General features: G+C 44.1%; 19 protein-coding genes. 8 read left to right on the top strand and 11 right to left on the bottom strand.

Translation table 11 applies throughout. From position 1 onward, the window contains the following. The first annotated feature begins 232 nt into the window (after positions 1-232). Both ACYVNW_RS07800 and ACYVNW_RS07795 read left to right on the top strand, forming a co-directional pair. Positions 233-1,021, top strand: coding sequence for an FHA domain-containing protein (locus tag ACYVNW_RS07800; protein WP_460679286.1), 789 nt, complete (start codon positions 233-235; stop codon positions 1,019-1,021). Further along, the gene (locus tag ACYVNW_RS07795) at positions 1,022-2,476 is read left to right on the top strand and encodes a serine/threonine protein kinase (protein ID WP_460679285.1); all 1,455 of its coding nucleotides are present in this window, start codon (positions 1,022-1,024) and stop codon (positions 2,474-2,476) included. Between the two features lie 267 nt (positions 2,477-2,743). Here ACYVNW_RS07795 and ACYVNW_RS07790 read toward each other — a convergent pair whose 3' ends face one another. From ACYVNW_RS07790 to sucC, 3 genes are all read right to left on the bottom strand, one after another. Continuing rightward, a complete protein-coding gene (locus tag ACYVNW_RS07790; RefSeq protein WP_460679284.1) occupies positions 2,744-3,364 on the bottom strand; it encodes an L-threonylcarbamoyladenylate synthase in 621 nt (206 codons plus the stop codon). Between the two features lie 211 nt (positions 3,365-3,575). Beyond that, positions 3,576-4,106 carry a YceI family protein gene (locus ACYVNW_RS07785; RefSeq protein ID WP_460679283.1) on the bottom strand — a complete coding sequence of 177 codons (531 nt, stop codon included), beginning with the start codon at positions 4,104-4,106 and terminating at the stop codon, positions 3,576-3,578. Positions 4,107-4,236: 130 nt separating this feature from the next. Then, positions 4,237-5,430 carry an ADP-forming succinate--CoA ligase subunit beta gene (gene sucC, locus ACYVNW_RS07780; RefSeq protein WP_460679282.1) on the bottom strand — a complete coding sequence of 398 codons (1,194 nt, stop codon included), beginning with the start codon at positions 5,428-5,430 and terminating at the stop codon, positions 4,237-4,239. 445 nt (positions 5,431-5,875) lie between these two features. Between sucC and ACYVNW_RS07775 the strand changes: the two genes are divergently transcribed. Then, entirely contained in the window at positions 5,876-6,769 is an 894-nt protein-coding gene (locus tag ACYVNW_RS07775) for a DnaJ domain-containing protein (protein ID WP_460679281.1), read from the top strand. A 23-nt stretch (positions 6,770-6,792) separates the two neighbouring features. On the opposite strand, the gene ACYVNW_RS07770 is transcribed toward ACYVNW_RS07775, so the two are convergent. Beyond that, complete coding sequence (locus tag ACYVNW_RS07770) at positions 6,793-7,602, bottom strand: hypothetical protein (protein ID WP_460679280.1); 810 nt, start codon at positions 7,600-7,602, stop codon at positions 6,793-6,795. A 195-nt stretch (positions 7,603-7,797) separates the two neighbouring features. On the opposite strand from ACYVNW_RS07770, the gene ACYVNW_RS07765 reads away from it, so the two are divergent. The 5 genes from ACYVNW_RS07765 (at position 7,798) to ACYVNW_RS07745 (ending at position 12,645) form a co-directional block, all read left to right on the top strand. Beyond that, complete coding sequence (locus ACYVNW_RS07765; RefSeq protein WP_460679279.1) at positions 7,798-8,451, top strand: ABC transporter ATP-binding protein; 654 nt, start codon at positions 7,798-7,800, stop codon at positions 8,449-8,451. A gap of 15 nt (positions 8,452-8,466) precedes the next feature. Continuing rightward, on the top strand, positions 8,467-8,784 hold the full coding sequence (locus tag ACYVNW_RS07760; RefSeq protein ID WP_460679278.1) for a hypothetical protein: 318 nt from the start codon (positions 8,467-8,469) through the stop codon (positions 8,782-8,784). Next, positions 8,765-9,376, top strand: a complete 612-nt coding sequence (locus tag ACYVNW_RS07755; protein ID WP_460679277.1) for an HAD family hydrolase — start codon at positions 8,765-8,767, stop codon at positions 9,374-9,376. The genes ACYVNW_RS07760 and ACYVNW_RS07755 overlap by 20 nt, the downstream gene beginning before the upstream one ends. A gap of 79 nt (positions 9,377-9,455) precedes the next feature. After that, positions 9,456-11,018, top strand: a complete 1,563-nt coding sequence (locus tag ACYVNW_RS07750) for a S41 family peptidase (protein ID WP_460679276.1) — start codon at positions 9,456-9,458, stop codon at positions 11,016-11,018. Positions 11,019-11,103: 85 nt separating this feature from the next. Next, the gene (locus ACYVNW_RS07745; protein ID WP_460679275.1) at positions 11,104-12,645 is read left to right on the top strand and encodes a S41 family peptidase; all 1,542 of its coding nucleotides are present in this window, start codon (positions 11,104-11,106) and stop codon (positions 12,643-12,645) included. Between the two features lie 3 nt (positions 12,646-12,648). Here the strand turns inward: ACYVNW_RS07745 and smc are convergent, their stop codons facing one another. The 7 genes from smc to ACYVNW_RS07710 all read right to left on the bottom strand — a co-directional run bounded on the left by smc (position 12,649) and on the right by ACYVNW_RS07710 (position 21,499). Further along, positions 12,649-16,191, bottom strand: coding sequence for a chromosome segregation protein SMC (gene smc, locus ACYVNW_RS07740; protein ID WP_460679274.1), 3,543 nt, complete (start codon positions 16,189-16,191; stop codon positions 12,649-12,651). 774 nt (positions 16,192-16,965) lie between these two features. Continuing rightward, positions 16,966-17,751: a PhzF family phenazine biosynthesis protein gene (locus ACYVNW_RS07735; protein ID WP_460679273.1), complete on the bottom strand. Its 786-nt coding sequence runs from the start codon at positions 17,749-17,751 to the stop codon at positions 16,966-16,968. A gap of 3 nt (positions 17,752-17,754) precedes the next feature. After that, complete coding sequence (locus tag ACYVNW_RS07730) at positions 17,755-18,420, bottom strand: ATP-binding cassette domain-containing protein (protein ID WP_460679272.1); 666 nt, start codon at positions 18,418-18,420, stop codon at positions 17,755-17,757. Continuing rightward, positions 18,398-18,721, bottom strand: coding sequence for a hypothetical protein (locus tag ACYVNW_RS07725; RefSeq protein ID WP_460679271.1), 324 nt, complete (start codon positions 18,719-18,721; stop codon positions 18,398-18,400). The genes ACYVNW_RS07730 and ACYVNW_RS07725 overlap by 23 nt, the downstream gene beginning before the upstream one ends. A 66-nt stretch (positions 18,722-18,787) precedes the next feature. Beyond that, positions 18,788-19,492 carry a deoxyribonuclease V gene (gene nfi, locus ACYVNW_RS07720; RefSeq protein WP_460679270.1) on the bottom strand — a complete coding sequence of 235 codons (705 nt, stop codon included), beginning with the start codon at positions 19,490-19,492 and terminating at the stop codon, positions 18,788-18,790. 56 nt (positions 19,493-19,548) lie between these two features. Further along, positions 19,549-20,409 carry a sigma-70 family RNA polymerase sigma factor gene (locus ACYVNW_RS07715; protein ID WP_090466905.1) on the bottom strand — a complete coding sequence of 287 codons (861 nt, stop codon included), beginning with the start codon at positions 20,407-20,409 and terminating at the stop codon, positions 19,549-19,551. A gap of 250 nt (positions 20,410-20,659) precedes the next feature. Beyond that, a complete protein-coding gene (locus tag ACYVNW_RS07710) occupies positions 20,660-21,499 on the bottom strand; it encodes an MBL fold metallo-hydrolase (protein WP_460679269.1) in 840 nt (279 codons plus the stop codon). Between the last annotated feature and the right edge of the window lie 143 nt (positions 21,500-21,642).

The raw sequence follows: 21,642 nt of genomic DNA, 5'->3' as shown, positions 1-21,642 counted from the left end.
ACGTGGCAACCGCTTGCTATACAGAGACGCAGATGCCGCCGTGCGGTTGCCACGCTATCGCTCGCAATGACAAAGTTGTTTGTTAAGTTGGTTTATAATTTTAATACTGTCGCTAATGAAAGTGACAACTTTAAAAGTATAAATACAATTTTTATAAACCCTTTTGTTGCTCATTCCTTTATAGGTTTATATATTGAAGCGCATCTTTCAGCATAAATAGATTATCACTTCCATGTTCAATTTTTTCAGGAGCAATGCCGATGAACGGCCTACCGATATTAAGGGCATACGCCATGCATTATTGCGGTTTATAAAAGATGAATTACAAAAAGCCGAAGGTGGTGAAGGTAATTACATTAAAGGCCTTTGCCTGTTTGTAGCTGCTGATGAGGCAGATAAGCATTTATATGAGGCTGCAGTTTACGCAGATGAACAGGAGCATTTCAGGCAGGAAATTCAGAAAATTGCCGATGATTATGACCTCGGCTTGCCTGAAAACTGGACACTGGAGATTATTAGTGAAAATGAGTTTCCGCCCGAAGCTGTACAGGCACCTCATCTGGATGCCGCATTGTTTATTAAAACCAATAAGCATTTTATTCAGCATACGGCAACGGCATATATCCGTATCTTAAACGGAGAGGCCGAACAGCAGGAATACACATTGAAATCTGGACCACAAAAAGTAAATATTGGCCGCGACCGTAAAGCACAGGCTGCGGATGGATTTTTTCGTACCAATCAGATTGCCTTTCCTTCCGACTCATCCAACCAGGCAAACAAGTATATCAGCCGTCAGCATGCGCATATTGAGTGGGACAACGAAGCCGCTTGCTTTGTATTGTATGCTGATGAAGGTGGTGTTCCGCCCCGCAATAAAATCAAAATACGCTCGGCCAAAACAGAAGAGCTGGTTAAGCTGCATGCTACTGATATAGGATATCATCTGGCCGAAGGCGACCAGATTATTCTGGGTGAGTCGGCTGTAGTTGAGTTTAGTTACCAACCTGAAAACGCGTAAATGGCAAAAGTATTTACGATAGTAGAAGGTTTAGAGAATTTAGGCGCCATGAAAACCGGCGGCCAGGGTTCGGTATATAAAGGCCGCAGGCAAGCCAGCATTTACACCGCTGTAAAAATGCTGCCTACGCCCATTTACAACGAAAGTTCGGATGATAAAAATTACCGCAGCTTTCAGAATGAGGTAGAGAAACTCTACAAGGTAAACGAACAGGCTTCACCGTACGTAGTTAAAATACTCAGCTCAGGCTTAACCGAAAGCGGCTCCTTCCCGTACATTGAGATGGAGTACATTGAGGGGCCAGATTTATGCGAGCTACTGCAAGCACCGCATCCTGAGATTTTCCCGGTACGTGAGGTGATTAAAGTAGCCGATCAGTTGGCTTCTGCACTTGCCCACTGCCACCGTGTAGGGGTTTTTCACGGTGATATCAAAAGCAATAACGTACGCTATAATACCCGAAGCGGCAATTATGTGCTGCTTGATTTTGGCTTGGCTTTAATGAATGAGGAACAGCGCCGTACCAGCCTGCGCCATGCCGGTGCCATTGAATTTATGGCCCCCGAGCAAAATCAGGGGGAGATGCTGCCCCAAACTGATATTTACAGTTATGGTGTGGTATTGTATGAATTGCTGGCAGGCCGGGTACCCTTTGTACTGGAAGGGCACAGTGAAACCGCCCGCAACACCGTGATGCTATCACACATGGAAGCCGCTGTGCCGGATGTGCTTGATTACCGGCGGCAACATTTGCCTGCCGATTGGAACGAAGCACAGCTGGAAAGAGAAATGACAGTGCCCGGTTGGTTACTGGATATCATTTATAAATGCCTGAGTAAAAACCCGACCGACCGCTATGCGGATGGCATGGCCTTACAAGAAGCCGTTGCGCAAGGCAGTTTAACCACAGCAGCCGTGCCGGCGCTTGTGCCCGTAAAAGATACCATACAGGTTGAAAATGTTGCTTCTGCTACCAATGTTCCGGTATTGCAGAGCGAAAATGAAAGGCTGCAATCTATGGTTAGCCATTACCAGCAGCAGCAACTGGCACAGGATGCCAAGCTGGCTTCCCTGCAATCCATGTTGGTAAGAGCTGGCGGAACATTTAATCCAACCAAGGGTACATTTGAATTAAAATCATCCATTATTCATATCTCGCGCTATGCGTTTGTACTGCTGGTGGTGGCTATGGTAGGTTTTGTGATTGTATTTGCCCGTTTGGCAAACCGGCATGCGCGTTTAAGCCATACGTCGGCCCCGGTGTCTTACAAAATATCGTATGGCACGGCATTGCATTCCGCTTTGCCGGGTATTAAACCTTTCGAAACAGAAACGCCTATATCCGCTGCCAAAAAACTGAAGGCAAAGGTTTCATCGGCTTCTACCCGTAAGTATACACCACCCGTGAGGCGGAAACCCAAAAGGCGTCACCGGTTGTTTGGTATATTCTTTTAATTTAAATGAAGTCTGCTAACTAATGCACCTTTATAAAAGGGAGTAACCCAATTGACAAGTAAAATGTTATGATTTAACTGTTTCATGCAGCTGTCACCATAATTTTCCGTACTTGCACAGGTTTGTATTTATTAGGCCAGAACCGGTGTCAATTTTAGTTAATCCAGTGAATTGAAATTTGCTACAATAAATTTGTAAGGATGGCTTTACTTATGCTACCAGATAGCAGCTGGATTAACTGCAATTATGGTTCAGAACTTGTATTTTTTAAAGAAAAGCCTCTAAATCACCTTTGCCTTCGCGTATAATTTCAAAATCGCCGGAAGTACAATCTACTACGGTTGAAGGCACATTATCACCATAACCGCCATCAATCACAATATCTACCAAATCACGGTATTTTTCATAAATCAGTTCCGGGTCGGTAGAGTATTCGATAATATCGTCCTCATCGCGTATTGAAGTGGAAAGAATCGGGTTGCCCAATACCCGCACAATTTCACGCGCTATGTCATTATCCGGTACCCGTATACCCACCGTTTTTTTATTCGAGCTCAAAAGTTTGGGTACTTGGTTGCTGGCGTTAAATATAAAAGTAAATGGCCCCGGCAACGCTTTCTTAATCACCCGGAAAACACCGTTATCAATGGTTTTGGTATAATCGGCAATATGGCTTAAATCGTAACATATAAAAGAAAAATTGGCCTTTTCAGGCTTGATACCCCTGATACGGCAAATAGCTTCGATGGCGCGGTGATTGGTAATATCGCATCCCAAACCATAAATAGTATCGGTAGGGTAGATGATCAGTCCGCCTTTGCGCAATACCTCTGCCACTTGTTGAATAGCTTTGGGGTTAGGATTTTCGGGATATATTCTGAGTAACATAGATGAATTTCGGATTTCGGACGTTTGATTTCGGATGTGAGAATAAGAATAAATGAAGCGATAATGTTTGATGTGGTGAAAAAACAAAGGCTGTTTAAAATAAACAGCCTTTGTAAAAATTAAATGAATCATTTGTATATCAATCCAAACAATAGGTTTTGTTGTAACGATTAAAATCCGAAATCGAACCTTCAAAATTCGACATCAAAAATTACGCTTCTTTAGCGAACTGAACGTTCATAGTCAACTTCACATCTTCGCCTACCACAATGGCGCCTGCTTCAGTGATGCCGCTCCATGTTAAGCCGAACTCTTTACGGTTAATGGTACCGGTTACTTCAAAGCCGGCTTTCATGTTGCCGTAAAAATCAGTAGCTGAGCCGCCGTATTCTGCTTTCAGGGTAACCGGTTTGGTTACGTCTTTTACGGTCAGGTTACCAGTTAAAGTATATTCGTCGTCGCTCAGTTTAGTAAGAGACGTAGATTTAAACGTAATTTTTGGATAATTAGCTGCATCAAAAAACTCAGCACTTTTCAAGTGCTCGTCGCGTTGAGTTTGGTTGGTATCAATGCTTTCCACATCCAGCGAAAAATCAATTTCAGCATTATCAAAATTTTCACCTTCGCTGATGGCGATACCCTCAAATTTTTTAAATGAACCGGTTACTGTAGAAATTACCAGGTGCTTTACCTTGAACTGCACTTCTGAGTGCATGGGGTCTAAATTCCATTTAGTTGCCATAATTATTTATTGTTTTAAAGTATGATGCAAATGTAAATCAATTACATGTTTAAACATATAATTTTAATGTCATTCTTTTTTCAACAAAAAAGGGAACCGTTGGCTCCCTTTTTATATCAGTTATATAAGCTTATTTAGCTAAAACTTCTTTTACCCGCTCTGCTGCTTCTTTTAGCAGGATGGCTGAGTAAACTTTTAATCCTGAGTTATCAATCAGGGTTTTTGCTTCCTCGGCATTGGTGCCTTGTAAGCGAACAATGATTGGAACCGGAATGTTACCAATTTCCTGGTAAGCATCAATCACACCTTGTGCAACACGGTCGCAACGAACAATACCACCGAAAATGTTAATCAGGATAGCTTTCACGTTCGGGTCTTTCAAAATGATGTTGAAAGCAGCCTTTACAGTTTGTGCATTGGCAGTACCGCCTACATCCAAAAAGTTAGCAGGCTCGCCACCGGCTATTTTAATAATGTCCATAGTAGCCATGGCTAAACCGGCACCATTAACCATACAACCTACGTTACCGTCAAGCTTTACATAGTTAAGGTTGCTTTGGCTGGCTTCTACTTCCATTGGGTCTTCCTCATTGGTGTCGCGCAGGGCAGCAAAATCAGGGTGACGATATAAAGCGTTGTCATCCAAGTTTACTTTGGCGTCAACGGCTAAAATTTTATCGTCTGAGGTTTTCAGTACAGGGTTGATCTCAAATTGAGAAGAATCGGTAGCATCATAAGCTTTGTATAAAGCAGTAATGAATTTCACCATATCCTTAAAGGCATTACCTGATAAACCTAAGTTAAAGGCAATTTTACGTGCCTGGAAACCTTGCAGGCCTACAGCCGGATCAATTTCCTCTTTGAAAATCAGGTGAGGGGTAGAGTGTGCTACCTCTTCAATGTCCATACCACCTTCGGTTGAGTACATGATGATGTTGCGGCCTTTGGCACGGTCCAGCAATACGCTCATGTAAAACTCTTTGGTTTCGCTGTCGCCAGGATAGTATACATCCTGAGCAACCAGCACTTTATGTACTTTTTTACCTTCGGGGCCGGTTTGTGGGGTTACCAGCTGCATACCTAAAATCTGCGAAGCTTTTTCTTTCACTTCATCCAGGTTTTTAGCCAGCTTAACGCCGCCGCCTTTACCGCGACCGCCGGCATGTATCTGGGCTTTAACTACCACCCAGCTCGAGTTGTACTCTTCTTTCATTTTTTGGGCAGCTTCAACAGCCTGTTCCACAGTATCGGCTACGATGCCTTCCTGTACCCGTACGCCAAAACTTTTAAGAATGGCTTTACCCTGATATTCGTGAATATTCATGTGTTCTGAAGAATTTGCGGTAAATCTACAATTTCAGTTGTACTTATGAAACTTAGGTTGAATTTTATGTATAAAAAGTAGCAGATGATGAGTTGGGAGTATAGTACAATCTCTTGTTAATATAGTCCGTAATGGCGAGGTACGAAGCAATCTCTCTATACAATTTAATGCTTAGTGCTGAAAGATTGCTTCGTACCTTGTAACGACGCGATGAATAACACCATTATTATAGTAAAGCACTGTTCCTGCAGTTCAGTCCCGCTTTACGCTGCAAGTCCTTACTCGTACCTCGCTGCGGGCTTTTCGCTGCAATCGGGTTTAATTAGTGCGGGCCGGTGCTGTTCATCAGCGAACTTTCTATATCATTTTCAATGTTGTAGTCTAATTAAACTATCTTATTAAATGTCAATCCAATACTATATTAAAAGCAACGCTATTACCGGGTATGAAAGATTTCTACGCCATTTTAGGAGTAAACACAGACAGCAATTCGGATGAGCTCAGGATTGCTTACGAAAAGCTATCTGATAAGTTTAACCCCGAACTGAACGCCCAGGATCAGTTTTTTGCCAACCGTTACAATGAAATCTTGGAAGCCTATGGTGTATTGAGCGACCCTTTGAAGCGGCGGAAATACGATGCCACGTTTGTAAACCTCAAACAAGCGTCTGCATCTGAAAGGCGCAAAATTAAGCGCTATTATTCTACCACTAAAGGGGTAAACAGTGTACTCACTATGGTTTTAATAGTGCTGGCATTCGTATTCGGCTATTTTGTGTACAAAGCCATTAATAGTCATAAAACCATTGAGGTAAACAGGCAGTTGTTAGCTACTGTAAACGAAACGCCTATACATGCAGTCAAGCACCACAAGCGGAAAGAGCACACCGCCAAATGGAAAACCTGGTCGGTTTCATCACCCGTAAAAAAGGCAACTCCGGTTATTGCGGTTGAAAAGAGCAGGTATAAAGCAACGCCGGTTCAAACTGTGCCTGCTATTAGCAAGGCAACATCGGTAGCACAGCCTGCACCTGCAACGGTAGACGCACCCAAGTCCATTCAGCAACAGCCGGCAAGAGTAGCCGATGCTATTAACAGCCCAGTGTTGGCTACAGCCAAGCCAAATAATCAGCCCGAGTACTTGTATACCACCTACATAAAAAGCAATGAAACTGGCGTAATTAAAATGCGCGAAACAGCCAGCTACAACGCTGAAACTATGGCGACCATCCCCAGCAATTCTAAAGTAACTGTACTGGAGCGGGGCGGCCTGTATTATAAAATCAAGTTCGAGGATCGCATAGGTTATGTGCCGAAGTGGACAATACAAGATAAATAGCGATTTTCGTTTTCATTTATTCATCACTTACAGGTGCTTTCCATCCAAGTCGCGCACTCGGTTGCATCAATGATATTCCAACTATGAAAACCCCGTCCTTGCGTAGCGATATAAGTTGATTGTGTGTTGCCAGCTTTTTGCAAAAATGCGTTCAGGCTTTCTAAATCAGTAGAATTCAAATCGGCGAGTTGCATGTCCTGGCAGTAGGTCTTTCTTACAAAGTTTAAGTCGGGCTCGGTATACCATCTTACCGGCAGGTGCTTCAAATACCGGGCATTGCCGCCATCAGCAGCACTCGCTGTATAGGCCGATAGCTGTATGTATTTAGCTTGTCGTTGTGCAGGCGGCCCGCTGCAGGCGCCGTCAAGTTGTGTTTTAATTTGGTAGCCCTGTTGTTTAATGATGCCGGCGCAAGGGTAATTGATTTCGCGTTCGCCCGAATGATATATCCGTTCCAAATCCAGCGGCGCATCAATCACAATCAAGCCTTTTAAAGCACTGCTGTTGCCTTTTGCTATCACACATTCGGCATACCGGGTGGCCACAGCTCCGCCCGATGACAGTCCGCCAATCATATAATTGGTTACTTGATACTTTTGAGTTTGAGCAGTTATAATCTGGTTGAGCACTTCTATACTGTAATCATCGGCATATAACAGCGTATGCACTTTAGGGGCAATCACTACATATCCTTTAGCCGCCAGCAAATGGGGTAATTGTGTTTTCTTGAAAATACTGTTTGGTTTTTCGCCCGCAGCCGGAAGTAGCAACACTAAGCCCTTTACCGCAACAAGAGGCTGCAACTCGTAAAATTCGTATGCTTCACCGTTCACTTCTCCTTTTATTTTCTTAATTTTTTGAGCATGAAGCGAATGTGTGAAAGCTATAAGGCAAGATAGCAAAAGGGAGAGATGGTATTTCATGATTGATTGATGCATAAAGTTATCAAATGTTTCGGCATATCAACAAATGGCTATATTCTTAACCATAGGAGATGAATTTAAAACAGCGTTCCTTACATTTGCGCTATGCTTAAAGCGCTCAACATCAAAAAATCATACGGCAGCCTGCAAATCTTAAAAGGTGTAAACCTGGAAGTAGAGCAGGGCGAGATTGTAAGCATCGTAGGTGCATCGGGCGCGGGTAAGAGCTCGCTGCTAAATATTTTGGGCACATTAGATAAGCCCGATTCCGGTCAGCTTTTTTATGATGATACGGAACTGAGCAGTCTATCAGCAAAACAATTGAGCCAGTTTCGTAACCGTAAGGTAGGTTTTGTATTCCAGTTTCATCACCTGCTGGCTGAGTTTAATGCTATTGAGAATGTATGTATCCCGGCCTTTATCGCAGGAACTTCGAAAGCAGAAGCCGAAAAACGGGCCGAATTTTTATTGAGGCGTTTAGGTTTGGGCGAGCGGATGCAGCACAAACCCAGCGAACTTTCGGGCGGCGAGCAGCAGCGGGTATCAGTGGCCCGTGCCTTAATTAACCGCCCGGCCTTGTTGCTGGCCGATGAGCCTTCAGGCAATCTGGATTCGGCCAACGCGCGTGAACTGCACGAACTTTTTGTAGAGCTGCGCAATGAGTTTAAGCATACCTTTATTATTGTAACCCACAACGAGGATCTGGCTAACCTTTCTGATCGTAAAATTTTGATGAAGGATGGAATGATTGCTCAATAGAATTTTATATCTGCTGTGTATAGTTTAATTACAGGTGCATCATCGGCCAAGGCCTACCAATTAAAAAAGGAACTGGGCTCATTTCAAATTTTGCTGGGCGACTACCGCGAACTGCCGGCGCCCATGCTGGCTTCCGGTCTGTTGCTGCAACTGCCATCGCCGCAAAGTGCATCGTATGCACATTTAATGTTAACCTTGTGCCTCGATAAGCAAATCGAAAGCCTCTATCTACTTGACCCCGACGAAGCCGCCTTGTTGAAAGAAGCCGAACTTCTGTTTGCCGAATATGGAATCCAATTAAATTACCGCACTGATGACTTACAACGATATTGACCAGCGCAAGCAGGCTTTTATTTTTGAACTGGATAATGTGCTGTATCCTGAAAAAGATTACCTTTTTCAGGTGTACTATCTCTTTGCTTCCATGCTGGAGTACACCGAATTGTTGGACGCAAAGGTATTGGTGAACCTGATGACCCAAGCTTACCAGGAGCGGGGCGCAGCTGCTGTTTTTGATACCGTGCAACAAAAATTTAAGCTTGAAGATAAATATCGTGAAGGTTTTAACGCCTTAATGGATAGCGTCCATTTGCCGTTAAAGTTATTGTTATACCAAAATATGCTTACGCTGTTGCAGGATATTGTAGTAGACCGTAAAAAAATATTTTTGGTTACTAACGGTAAACCGGTACAGCAGTTAAACAAAATTAAACAGGTGGAATGGCATCACCTCGAACCCTATTTAACCTGCTACTTCACAGCAGAAACAGCGCCCAAACCTGAGCCCGACTGCATTCATTTACTATTGAAGGAACATGGTTTGCAACGGCGTGATTTACTGATGCTTGGCAATAGCACCACTGATGAACTCTGCGCTGAAGCAAGCGGAATAGATTACGTAAATTCAGTTGAATTTTTGAGCTGATTTGTGCAACAAATACAAGCGGCTTACGTTAACTAAAAAATCGTTCTTCACTTATATGAAAATAAACGTTTACGCGTGTTTGGCAGCCGGATTAATGTTGTTCACTGCCTGTAAAAAAGATATAGTACAAACTACCTCGGCACCAACTACCACAAATGGTGGAGGTACTACAACTACACCCCCGGCAAATGGCTCTGCGCTGGATTTGATTAAAGATTCCGTTTACTTATACGCCAAAGAAGATTATTACTGGAACGACCAGCTACCCGGTTATGATGCGTTTAACCCCCGTTCTTACACCGGCGCTGATGATTTAACTGCCTTACAAAACGAGGTAAATGCCTATGCACAACTAACTGTTAACCCGGCCACCGGGAAGGCTTACGAGTATTATTCTGCTGGTTCGAAAGAAGCTAAGTATTCATTTATTGACGAAGGGGAGCTGGCTACCCGTTTATCGGCCACCAAATCAGCAATTACTGCCAACAGTGGCGACTACGGCTTTGCGCCCTTTTACAATGCCGCTAATGATTTGCGTGTCAAATACGTTTACCCCGGCTCGCCGGCCGATGCTGCTGGTTTAAAGCGCGGCTATCAGATTACCTCGGTTAATGGCAGTACTGCAATTAACGGCAGCAACGCTTCTCAATACAATTTTGTATTAAATGCTTATACAGCCAACACTACCATTACTTTAACTTTAAAGCGCCCTGATGGCAGCACATTCAATGCTTCTATCACTGCATCTAATTACAAAGTGAACCCCATACTTAAAACCAGCGTAATTGATGCCGGTAATGGTAAAAAGGTGGGATATTTGGTATTCAATAGTTATGTATCGCTATCAGCAGCACAGGCAGGACTTGATGCAGCCTTCAGCACATTTGCTACCGGCGGCATTACCGATTTAATTGTTGACCTGCGCTACAACGGCGGGGGGTATGTTGAAACGGCTGAGTATATAGATAACCTGATTGCGCCAAGCTCGGCTAACGGTTCCATGATGTATACAGCATATTATAACGCTAACCTAACCAATGGTAATGCTCCGCTGCTAAAGAACCAGGTAAGGCGCGATGATGCTACCAACCAGTTATATAATTATGCACAGGTGAACTATACAGTTACAGGCAACCAGGTAAAGTTTGCTAAAAAGGGTGCTATTATGGGTTTGTCGAGGGTGGTATTTCTGGTAAGCGGTTCCACCGCATCAGCCAGTGAGTTAACCATCAATAACCTGCGCCCTTACATGAATGTGCAATTGGTAGGCGCAACTACCTATGGTAAACCGGTAGGTTTCTTTGATATTAAAATTAATAAATATACCCTCTACACGCCGGAGTTTGAAACCAAGAACTCGGCAGGGCAGGGCGATTACTATGCCGGGATGACACCTGGTAGCCCTGATTATCCGGGTAAAATTGTAAAAGATGACCTGACCAAAGATTTTGGCGATACCTCTGAAGGTATGCTGGCCTCTGCCCTGAGCTACATTAAAAATGGCGTTTATCCAACCACTAATTCAGTACAAACCGAAAGCCTGAGCACCCTGCAGGGTGATGGACTCAATCATATAAATAGCGAGATGGAAAAAAATAGTTTCAAAGGAATGTTATATCAGCATCATTTGAAGCACAATTGACAATCAGCTATTTAATTTAAAATAAAAACACCTCTGTACTAAAAAGTACAGAGGTGTTTGTGTAAAAAACTTATTATATTTAGGCATGAAAAGATTTTTCCCCCTATTAATTTTAATTATACTGGCGGTATTTACTTCCTGCAAAAAAGACCATGGAAATACTGACGGTACTACAACACCCAACGGCTCTACGCTGGATTTGATAAAAGATTCAATTTACTTATACACCAAAGAATCTTATTATTGGAATGACCAGTTGCCGAGTTACGACGCCTTTAAGCCTCGTGGCTATACAGGCTCTACAGAAGCTGCGGCTCTGGCCAAAGAAGTTAATGTGTTGGCAACAACTGCTATTAACCCGGCTACCAATAAAGCTTACGAGTATACTGCATCAGGCAGTGCCAAGTATTCATTCATTGACGAAGGTGGTGTAGCAACCTCATTGGGCGGCACCAACGGCGATTTTGGATTCTCGGTGTTTTACAATGCTTATAATGATTTGCGTATTAAATATGTGTATCCGGGTTCGCCCGCTGCAATAGCTGGTTTGATTAGAGGTTATAAGGTAACTGCAGTTAATGGCAGTGCTAATATTGCTTATGATCCTACCAGTTCAAATCCCAACGCTGATCCTAATTTACTTGCTGTGGTAAATGCTTTAGGGCAGCCCACCATTAAACTCACATTGCAAAGGCAAGATGGTACTTCTTTTGAAGCTACTGTTAACCAGGGAAAATACAGTGTTAATCCGGTTTTGAAGTCAGTAATTGTGGATGGCGGTAACGGACGTAAAATTGGCTATGTAGCTTTCAATAGCTTTACAGTAAAGTCGGTAGCGCAGCCAGTTTTAGATCCTGTATTCAGCAATTTTGCAGCCAATGGTGTAACCGATGTAGTAGTTGATTTACGTTACAATGGTGGTGGCTCTGTAGAAACAGCAGAGTACCTGAGTAATTTGCTGGCACCAATCGCTGCCAACACCAAGCAGATGTATGGTACTTATTTTAATAGTAATTTAAGCAGCGGTAATACACCGGTATTGGCCCATCAATATTTTAGGGCAAACGATGGAAAGCTCTATAACTATGCTCAGATCAATTACAGCTTGGGTGCTAATTTAGTAAACTTTACCAAAGCTGGCTCTCTAAATGTAAACCGGGTATTCTTTATTGTTACGGGCTCTACAGCATCGGCCAGTGAGCTAACTATTAATAATCTGCGCCCATATATGGATGTAAAGCTAATTGGTACCACTACTTATGGTAAGCCGGTAGGTTTCTTTGGGTTAAAGATCAATAAATACAATTTATATGTTTCGCAGTTTGAAACTAAAAACTCGAAAGGAGAGGGCGGTTACTACAGTGGCATGACGCCTGGTACCACAACCTATCCAGGTGCTTTGGATAAAGATGACGTTACCAAAGATTGGGGCGACCCCACTGAGCGCCTGTTTGCACATGCCATATCTTATATTAAAACCGGCATTTACAGTATCAATAATCCTAATGTACAAGTACTGTCTGCCGACCGCAAAAATACCTCAGATGCGCAGGATGTAGCCATCAGCGAAGCTTTGGACCCACATGAGTTTAAAGGAATGGTATTGAAAAACTTTAAGACCAAATAAGGCTTAACCTGCCAGTTGCCGCAAATCAACCGGCACCACGCGAGAAATGCCTTGCTCAACCATTGTCACACCGTATATTACATCGGTGCTGGCGATGGTTTTTTTGTTGTGTGATACCACAATAAACTGAGACTGGTTGGAAAACTTACGGATAATGTTATTGAACTTGTCGATATTAGTATCATCCAGCGGCGCATCCACTTCATCAAATATGCAGAAGGGTGCCGGTTTCAACAGGTACAAAGAGAACAATATAGCGGTAGCTGTCAGCGTTTTTTCACCGCCCGAAAGCTGGTTAATGGAAAGTGGGCGTTTGCCTTTTGGCCGGGCAATAATATCAATATCAGATTCCAGCGGATGCTGCGGGTCAGTCAGAATCAGGTCGCAGGAATCTTCTTCGTTAAACAGCGAGCGAAATACTTTAATAAAATTTTCGCGCACCATCACAAAGGCCGACATAAACTTCTCCCGTGCCGTATCATCAATCTCCTGAATGGTATTGAGCAGCACCTGCTTGGCTTCGGCCAAATCTTTCTTTTGGTTTTGTATAAACTCATAGCGCTGGTTCATTTCCTGGTAGGCTTCCATAGCCATCGGGTTAATGGCGCCATACTCGTCCAGTTGCTTCTTTAATTTTTGGGTGCGTTCGCGCAGTTCATCCTCTTTTACATTACTGTCAGCCTCTGCTTCCAGTAATTCCTGTATATCCACATTAAATTCTACCGACAGGCGTTCTTTCAGGGCGTTTAATTCAATGCGAAGGTTGTTGCGTTTGTCTTTCAGCTCGTTCTCAATCAGTTCCGCCTGGTCTTTTTTGCGGCGCAGTTGCAGCAAGGTATTCTCGGCTTCGGTAATTTCACCGCGCATAGCGTAGTATTCCTGCTCAGCGTGCCGGGTAGCCTTTTCCAGCTCATCGCGCTGCTCATACATTTCCAGCAGGTCATCATCAGAGGTACTGCTTTGTGCGGCGTACGACAATAAAGCAGCTTTTACTTTTTCCAGTTCAGCAGTATTCTGGCTGATGCGTTTCTCCAGGCTCTCTTGCTGGGCTTCGCGGTATTCCAAATCTTTCAGCAAACCCGATACTCGGTTTTGCTGCTGATGATATGCAATATTCTGCTGGTTATAGCGGTTGGATTGTACAGTAATGGTTTCCGTCAGTTCGTTATAAGCCTGCTGACTATTGAGTACCGCATCCTGCTGTATTTCTTTTTGCGTTTTGAGTTCAGCTAGCTGAGGGGTAAGCGTAGCCATTTCATTCCCGATGGCTTCCATTTTGCGGGCAATGTCTTCCTTGCGGTTATTGCTGTTGGCAATAAATGCCTGGTGCTGCTCTTGCCGGGTTTTCACCGTGATAAGCTCTGTATGCAGGCGGTTAAGTTCTTGCTGCAACAGTTTAATTTCAGTTGTTTTGCCAGACTGCTTTAGGGCGGTTAGTTCGCTTTGCAGCTGTTCAATCTTGCTTTTGTGCTGCTGTATCTCGGCCTGAAAAGTTTTAATATTTCCGGCTAATATTTCGAGGCTCTTGCCCCGGCCTATACGCTTGCCTTCAAACAAGCCAACCGAGCCACCGGCCATTGTAAATTTCGATTTGCTGAACTTACCGCTTTTGCCCAAAAGTACCATGTTGCCTGGCAGGGTATCATTGTTGATTACGGTATAGGCGTTATCATCAATCAGGTACACATTGCGCAACAGGTAATTACACAAGGGGCGATAAACGGCATCTGTTTCGATAATGCTAAGGGCAGGTATCAAACCTTCCGCCTCAATAGGTGCAGCAGCAGCGGCCTGGTCAGCATAGTTATCCAAAATGAAAAACTGCGCCCTGCCTCTGGCGGCCTGGCTCAACAGGTTAATGGCTTCAATGGCATCATCATAAGTATTTACCACAAAGTAATTCATTACCGGCTCCAGGTAGTTTTCAATGGCTACGCGGCAATCTTCAGGGCAAAAAATGATATCACTCAGCAGTGGCGCTTTCTTTACCCAAGCCGCATTCTTTTTCAAAAAGCGAATAGATTCAGGGAATCCTTCCAAGCTATCCACCAAACTTTTGGTAAGGTTGTACTCATTCTGCTTTGCATCCAACTGACGGCTTTGCTGGTTCAGTACATCTTTTTGTGTTACGATGGCCGCTTCCGTTTCCTTGATTTTTTCCTGTAGCTGATTTTCAAAATCAACTGCTGCCTGGTGCTGCTGGTTGGTGGTTTCAGAGCGGTATTGCAATTCGGCTACTGCCTGGTTAAAATGGCTCAGTTCCATTTCCTTACCCGAAGCATCTTCCATATTACGCCGGCTCTCCTGCTCTAAAGCCTGCTGCTGAATATATAGAATATCCAGATCTTTTTCAGCCTTATAAATTTGATTTTGCAGTCGGTTGTTGATGTTGGTGAGTTCCTGCAATTCGTTGCGGGCATCGGTTTGCTCTGAACGCAGGTCATCTACTGCTTCTTTTAAATCTGTTACCTGGCTTTGCAGGGTATGGAGGGTTTCTTCATCGCGCAGCTGGTCTTCGGCCAGGCGTTTTATGGTATACAGTACATGGTTCAGCTGGTTTTTATCCTGCTCCAGCTCCTGAACTAAACGTGTTTCTTTGGCCTGCTCAAATTTGAGCTGCTCATTTTTTATTTTGCGCTCACTCTCGTAACTGCGAATCTTAGCAACAAACTCATTGGTGGCCTTTTGTTGTACCGATAAATTTTTCTCCCTGGTCAGGCTATCCAGCTTTTGCTGTTGAATGAGCGCTTCCAGCTTGTCTGCCTCGGTTACAATGGATAATTTGATATCGTATTGCTGCCGTTCCTGTTCCTCAATACTGGCTAACGATTGCCCGAAGGTGGCAATACGGATAGAAGCCAGTGCAATGCTTAGCTCCTTATATTGCTCTTTTAACCGGTAATAGCGCTCTGCCTTTTTGGCTTGGTTCTCCAGCGTTTTCAGGTTTTTTTCAATCTCGAAAAGTAAGTCCTGTACCCGCTCCAAATCGGCCTCGGTATCTTTTAACCGGGCAAAGGTTTGCTTTTTACGCAGCTTGTATTTAGATATGCCTGATGCTTCTTCAAACAGATTACGCCGCGAGCCCTCCTTGTTGGTAATGATCTCATCGATCATCTTCAATTCAATGATAGCGTAAGAATCGGAGCCGATACCGGTATCCAGAAAAAGGTCGGTAATATCTTTAAGCCGGCATTGTACATCGTTGAGGCGGTATTCACTTTCGCCGGTTCGATACAGCTTACGGGTGAGCGTTACCTGCGAATACTCGGTAGGAAGGATGTTCTTGGTATTATCAAAGGTAAGCGATACCTCGGCCAGGTTAGCCGGCTTGCGGCTTTTGGTGCCGTTAAAAATGATGTTCTCCATCTTTTCGGAGCGCAGCATGCGAGTGCTTTGCTCACCCAGCACCCAGCGTATAGAGTCGACCACGTTGGATTTGCCACAGCCGTTCGGCCCTACAATAGCCGTTACTCCTTCATCAAAATTAATGGTGATTTTATCGCCAAAGCTTTTAAAGCCCTTCACCTCTAAGCGTGTGAGCTGCATTTACCGTATCGTCTCCCTCAATAGTTTACACTCAAAAATAGCTAATATTTTTGGGAATTAAAAATGAAGGAGATGTGGGTTTGTGAGTTTGTATTTCATGAGGCAAGGGTTGGTGTATTATGAAAGCCAGTGGATGTTACTTTTCTTTTTCCGCAAAAGAAAAGTAACCAAAAGAAAACTCGTGGCTGCGTCTTTTTCTTTGAGGTGTGCAGTAAGCAGGCAACTGTGGTAGCAGCCGAAAAAGTCAAGGCCACAGGTGGGTGGTTATGGGGGTGCAGTGGTTACACTTATTTTAATCAGAATTTACAAAATTTAAGAATCGACCGAACGCCTTGTGTTATGTTGTTATCCCCCACGTCATTGCGAGGTAGGAAGCAATCTCTATACGTCAATTAGAGGCATTAAGCAGAGAGATTGCTTCGTACCTCGCAATGACGTGGGGTTTAATATGCGTACGTTGTTTGTTCCTTCTTAATCCCTGTTTCTTGGCTCTTTACTCTTGATTCTCATCCTCCCCGTCAGCCCCTCAGCTTTGGGCGAAAGGCGGGCAGCACTTGGTGGCCCTGAGCGCAGGGTAAAGGCCTTTTAGTGTTTGCACCAACACTCAACACAGTACAAGCTGCACATACGCAAACACTAAACAGCCTGTGGTGCTACCTGGCTTTGCAGGGCGGGCCTCGTGCGGCAAAAAAGCCTTACGGGGCTGTACTTGATTTTTTGGTTCTTTTGTATCAAGACAAAAGAACATCAACGAACATAAAGCACCACCAAAAGCTACAAGTAAATTTCTCCCTTTAAATAAGTAACCGCATTACCACTCATGAGCACTCGGTCGCCCTGCAGCTCGCACCATAACTCACCTTTACGGGCAGATAGCTGGTAGGCATGCAATTCGTTTTTACCTAACTGGCCGGCCCAGTAGGGGATGAGATTGCAATGTGCCGAACCAGTTACCGGATCTTCGGGCACGCTGGCGGCAGGGGCGAAAAAGCGCGAAACGAAATCGGCTTCTTTACCGGGCGCGGTGACAATAACACCAATGGCATCAATTTTTGACAGGAAAGAATGATCGGGCTGAATGTTCAGGATATCTTCTTCGCTTTCATAAACCAAAAAGTAATCGCGCGAGCGAAGTGCATGTTTGGGTTGCTTTCCACCCAGGGCTTCTACCAGCCCGGCGGGAAGTTCACAGTCGTAAGGTGGACGCGAAGGAAAGTTGAGCGTATATTTATCACCATTGCGTGTAACGATAAGTGTACCTGCCTGTTGGGTGGTGAAATGAATGGTATCTTCAGTATAACCTAATTGCGTGAAGATGATATGTGCAGAAGCCAGTGTGGCATGGCCGCATAAATCAATTTCCAACTCGGGTGTAAACCAGCGGAGGTGAAAGCCTTCATCGGTTTTAACAAAGAAAGCAGTTTCGGCCAGGTTGTTTTCCAGCGCTATTTTCTGCATGGTTTCGTCGGGCAACCACTCCGTAAGCGGGCAAACTGCCGCCGGGTTTCCACCGAATAACTGACTGGTAAAGGCATCGGCCTGGTAGATGGGTATAGTCATGGTTCAAGATGTTTTAGCACCGCTAAGATAGCCGTAAGTTACCAAATCATCCTTACTATTTACAGGCTGCGTTATGCCATTGTTCATCAGGATAATGCGGTGCGCTACCTCCAGTACATTGTAATACTGGTGGTCGGTAACAATGATACCCTTGTGTAAGGAACGTTTTTTAATTAGCTCCTTTAATGCTTCAGCCTGGATGGGAGATATGTGCGTAAAAGGTTCGTCTAATAAAATGAATGGTGCGGCACTGTATAGTACCATCAAAATTTCTAATTGCCGCTGTTCGCCGCCCGATACTTCTTTTATCTTTTTGGTATGGTTAAGCCGGTAAACGGGGTAGCTGCTGAACTCGTCCCAATCCGCCTTGCTGATCATCAGTTGCGCGAGTTGCTGTATAGGTACATGAGTAGGCAGATAATTATGCTGAGGCAAGTATGCAATATGGTGTTGTGCATAACCGGTGGTGATATAACGCCCGTCAATACTCATGTATTTGTGCGCTGGCTTCACAGACCCAAACATTACTTTAAGTAAGCTGGATTTACCCGAACCATTCCGGCCTAATATGCCTAATACTTCACCGGTTTGGCAGTGCAGGTAAACATCCTGCAAAATGCGGCGCCCCGAGTAGCTAAGTTCTACACTATCTATGTTTAAACGCGGCATCGACAATGAGTTGGCAAGAAGTAATTGCTAAAATAAATACTGAAAAATCAAGCAGGTAAGCCTGTATGTACAATTTACGTACCCGGTAACCTGCGTTGCGATAAAAGTAATATTGCTGCGATGCTGCTACATACTGATAGCCTGTACCGCAGGCATAGCCCAGTAGTTTAACCAGCACTAACAATGGTAAACTAAACAGTCTGTCTATTATAATTATTTTGAGGGTGTAGAGGGTAGCTATGCAATTAATGGCCAGCAAAGGTTTGTAAAATGCCCAAAGCAGCAGGCGAAAGTTAGTCATGCAATAAATGGCGGTTGGTTGCTATAGTAAACGCAAACTTTACCGGCTAATTATCACTACCTGCTTTTATTTAAACAAATCGTACTGCTGACTATCCTGCTCTAAGCTATCCGTGCGTACCTTATTCACCAATATGTGTGCCTGCCGGGTTGGCTCAGGTATGCGGTAGCCTTTCAGGCAGTGTTTAATAACGTCAAGGCTTTGCTCCATGGTTATCAAGTGCCCCGGCGATATGTAAATAGGGTTGCAGTTGCGTTTGCTGCGCAGGGCAGTGCCGATAATCTCTTGCCGGTCATACATCGGGCTTTCTTGGCCGGCCTCGTTGCCGGGCTCTTCATATTTGCCAAACAGGCGGCTTTTGGCGCTGCCGATGGTGGGCGTATTGGTAATCACCCCGAAATGCGAAGCAATGCCCATGCGGCGACGGTGAGCTATGCCCTGGCCGTCCAATACCAACACATCAGGTTTGGTCTCCAGTTTGTTCCAGGCTTCCAGCAAAGCAGGTACTTCGCGAAAAGCCAGCAGGCCAGAAATGTAGGGAAATGTGGTGCGGCTTACCGCAGTACTATGCCCGATAATTTCCATGGTAGGGTATTTGAGCAGAATAATACCGGCATAAACCACTTCTGAATATTTATTGAAGGAGATATCAGAGCCGGCAATAATTTTGATTTCTCTTTCAAGTGGCTGCAGTTTGATTTGGTGGCGCAGCTCTTGCTGATAGGCTATGGCTTGTTCTGCACTGAGCTGTTCGTATTGAGACGGTTCCATACTCATACAAAGCAAAAACGCCCCTGCTTGTTTAGCAGGGGCGTTTAAAAATGAGGTTAACCTAAATATGATTTCAGAATTTTACTTCTGCTGGTATGCCGCAGCCGTTGCAGCGCCTTGTCTTTAATCTGCCTTACACGCTCACGTGTCAGGTTAAATTTCTCGCCAATTTCTTCGAGCGACAGCGGATGATTGGTGCCTAAACCGAAAAACAGCACAATAATTTCGCGCTCGCGCTCGGTTAGGGTAGACAGTGAACGTTTAATCTCCTCTGATAATGATTCATTGATCAGAATAGAGTCGGTATTTGGTTCCTGGTTTTCCAGTACATCCAGCAGGGTATTTTCCTCGCCCTGAACAAATGGTGCATCCATAGATACATGGCGGCCTGAGTTGCTCAGCGTATCAGATATTTTATCTACTGTAGTTTCCAGGATATCAGCCAGCTCTTCTGGTGAAGGCTCGCGCTCATACTCCTGCTCCAGTTTAGAAAATGCTTTGCTGATTTTGCTCAGCGAGCCTACCTGGTTTAATGGCAAACGCACAATACGTGATTGCTCGGCAATAGCCTGAAGGATGGATTGGCGAATCCACCATACGGCGTAGGATATGAATTTGAAACCTTTGGTTTCATCAAAGCGTTTGGCCGCTTTAATTAAACCTAGGTTACCTTCGTTAATCAAATCGCCTAAGGTAAGGCCCTGATTTTGATATTGTTTAGCAACCGATACCACAAAACGTAAGTTGGTTTTGGTCAAACGTTCCAAAGCGGCCTGGTCGCCTTCGCGTATTTTTTGGGCAAGAATAACTTCTTCTTCGGCAGTTATCAGGTCAACCTTACCAATCTCGTGCAAATACTTGTCAAGCGACTGTGATTCGCGATTGGTAATTGATTGGGTGATCTTGAGTTGTCTCATTTACTTATATACCTCGATTCTTGTGTTAGAGAAATGAACGTGCAAAGGTACGTTTTTGTTGCGACTTTTTAATGCTTTAAATGCAGAATTGCAATAGGATTGCAAAATTAAGTTCTAAAAGTCAAAATTAAAATTTCAAAAGTGTAACTGTGATTCATTTATAATATTTGACTTGCTTTTAACAATCCGGTTTAATGAAATATTGATTTAATACGAGCATTTATTCATCTGATGCGGCTTTGCTGACTACTCAAATTTCCGAAAGTTTGAAAGTGTCCTTCACCCTGATGCCTTTTTCTGTGTTTTGCAATGTACAGCATTCGTTTTCCGGGTCGTGCTCGAAATATAGAATGTATTCTTTTTCCACGGCTTCGTTTAAAAATGCTTTCTTTTCGCCAAGTGTTTTCAGCGGGAACATATCATAAGCCATTACATAGGGGAGTGGCAAGTGTCCGACTGATGGCAGTAAATCGGCCATGTATAAAATGGTTTGGCCTTTGTAGCTTAACTGCGGCAGCATCATGGCATCGGTATGGCCATATACAAAACGGATATTCATGCCCGGCATAAATTCAGCACCATCAGTAGTATCTATAAATTTCAACTGGCCGCTTTCCTGCAAAGGCCATATGTTTTCTTTCAGAAAAGAAGCCTTCTCCCGCTCATTTGGATTAACCGCCCATTCCCAATGAGCCTTGTTGCTCCAGTAAGTAGCGTTATTGAATGCAGGCAATAATTGCTCGCCCTGGCGTTCTACCGCACCGCCCACATGGTCAAAGTGGAGGTGGGTGAGGAATACATCCGTAATGTCAGTGCGGTGAAAGCCGAGCGCAGCTAAAGATTTGTCGAGCGTATCATCACCGTGCAGGTAATAGTGGCTGAAAAACTTTTCGCTTTGCTTGTTGCCTATTCCGGTATCAACCAATATCAGGCGGTTGCCTTCCTCAATCAGCAGGCAGCGCATGGCCCAGGTGCACAAGTTGTTTTCATCGGCCGGGTTGGTTTTTTGCCAGATGCTTTTGGGCACCACGCCGAACATGGCACCGCCGTCGAGTTTAAATAAGCCGGTATTTATGGTGTGAAGGGTCATAGTTGGTTAAGTAAAAAATAAAAAGTCAAAAATCAAAAGCTATGTCTGTTCTTTAACACGTCATTGCGAGGAACGAAGCAATCTCTCTGCACCCCGTTATAATTAAACGTATAGAGATTGCTTTGTTCCTCGCAATGACGTGG

Source organism: Mucilaginibacter koreensis (assembly GCF_054783355.1).
The sequence above is the reverse complement of the archived record's forward strand: the minus strand, read 5'-3'. Positions and strand labels throughout refer to the sequence as shown.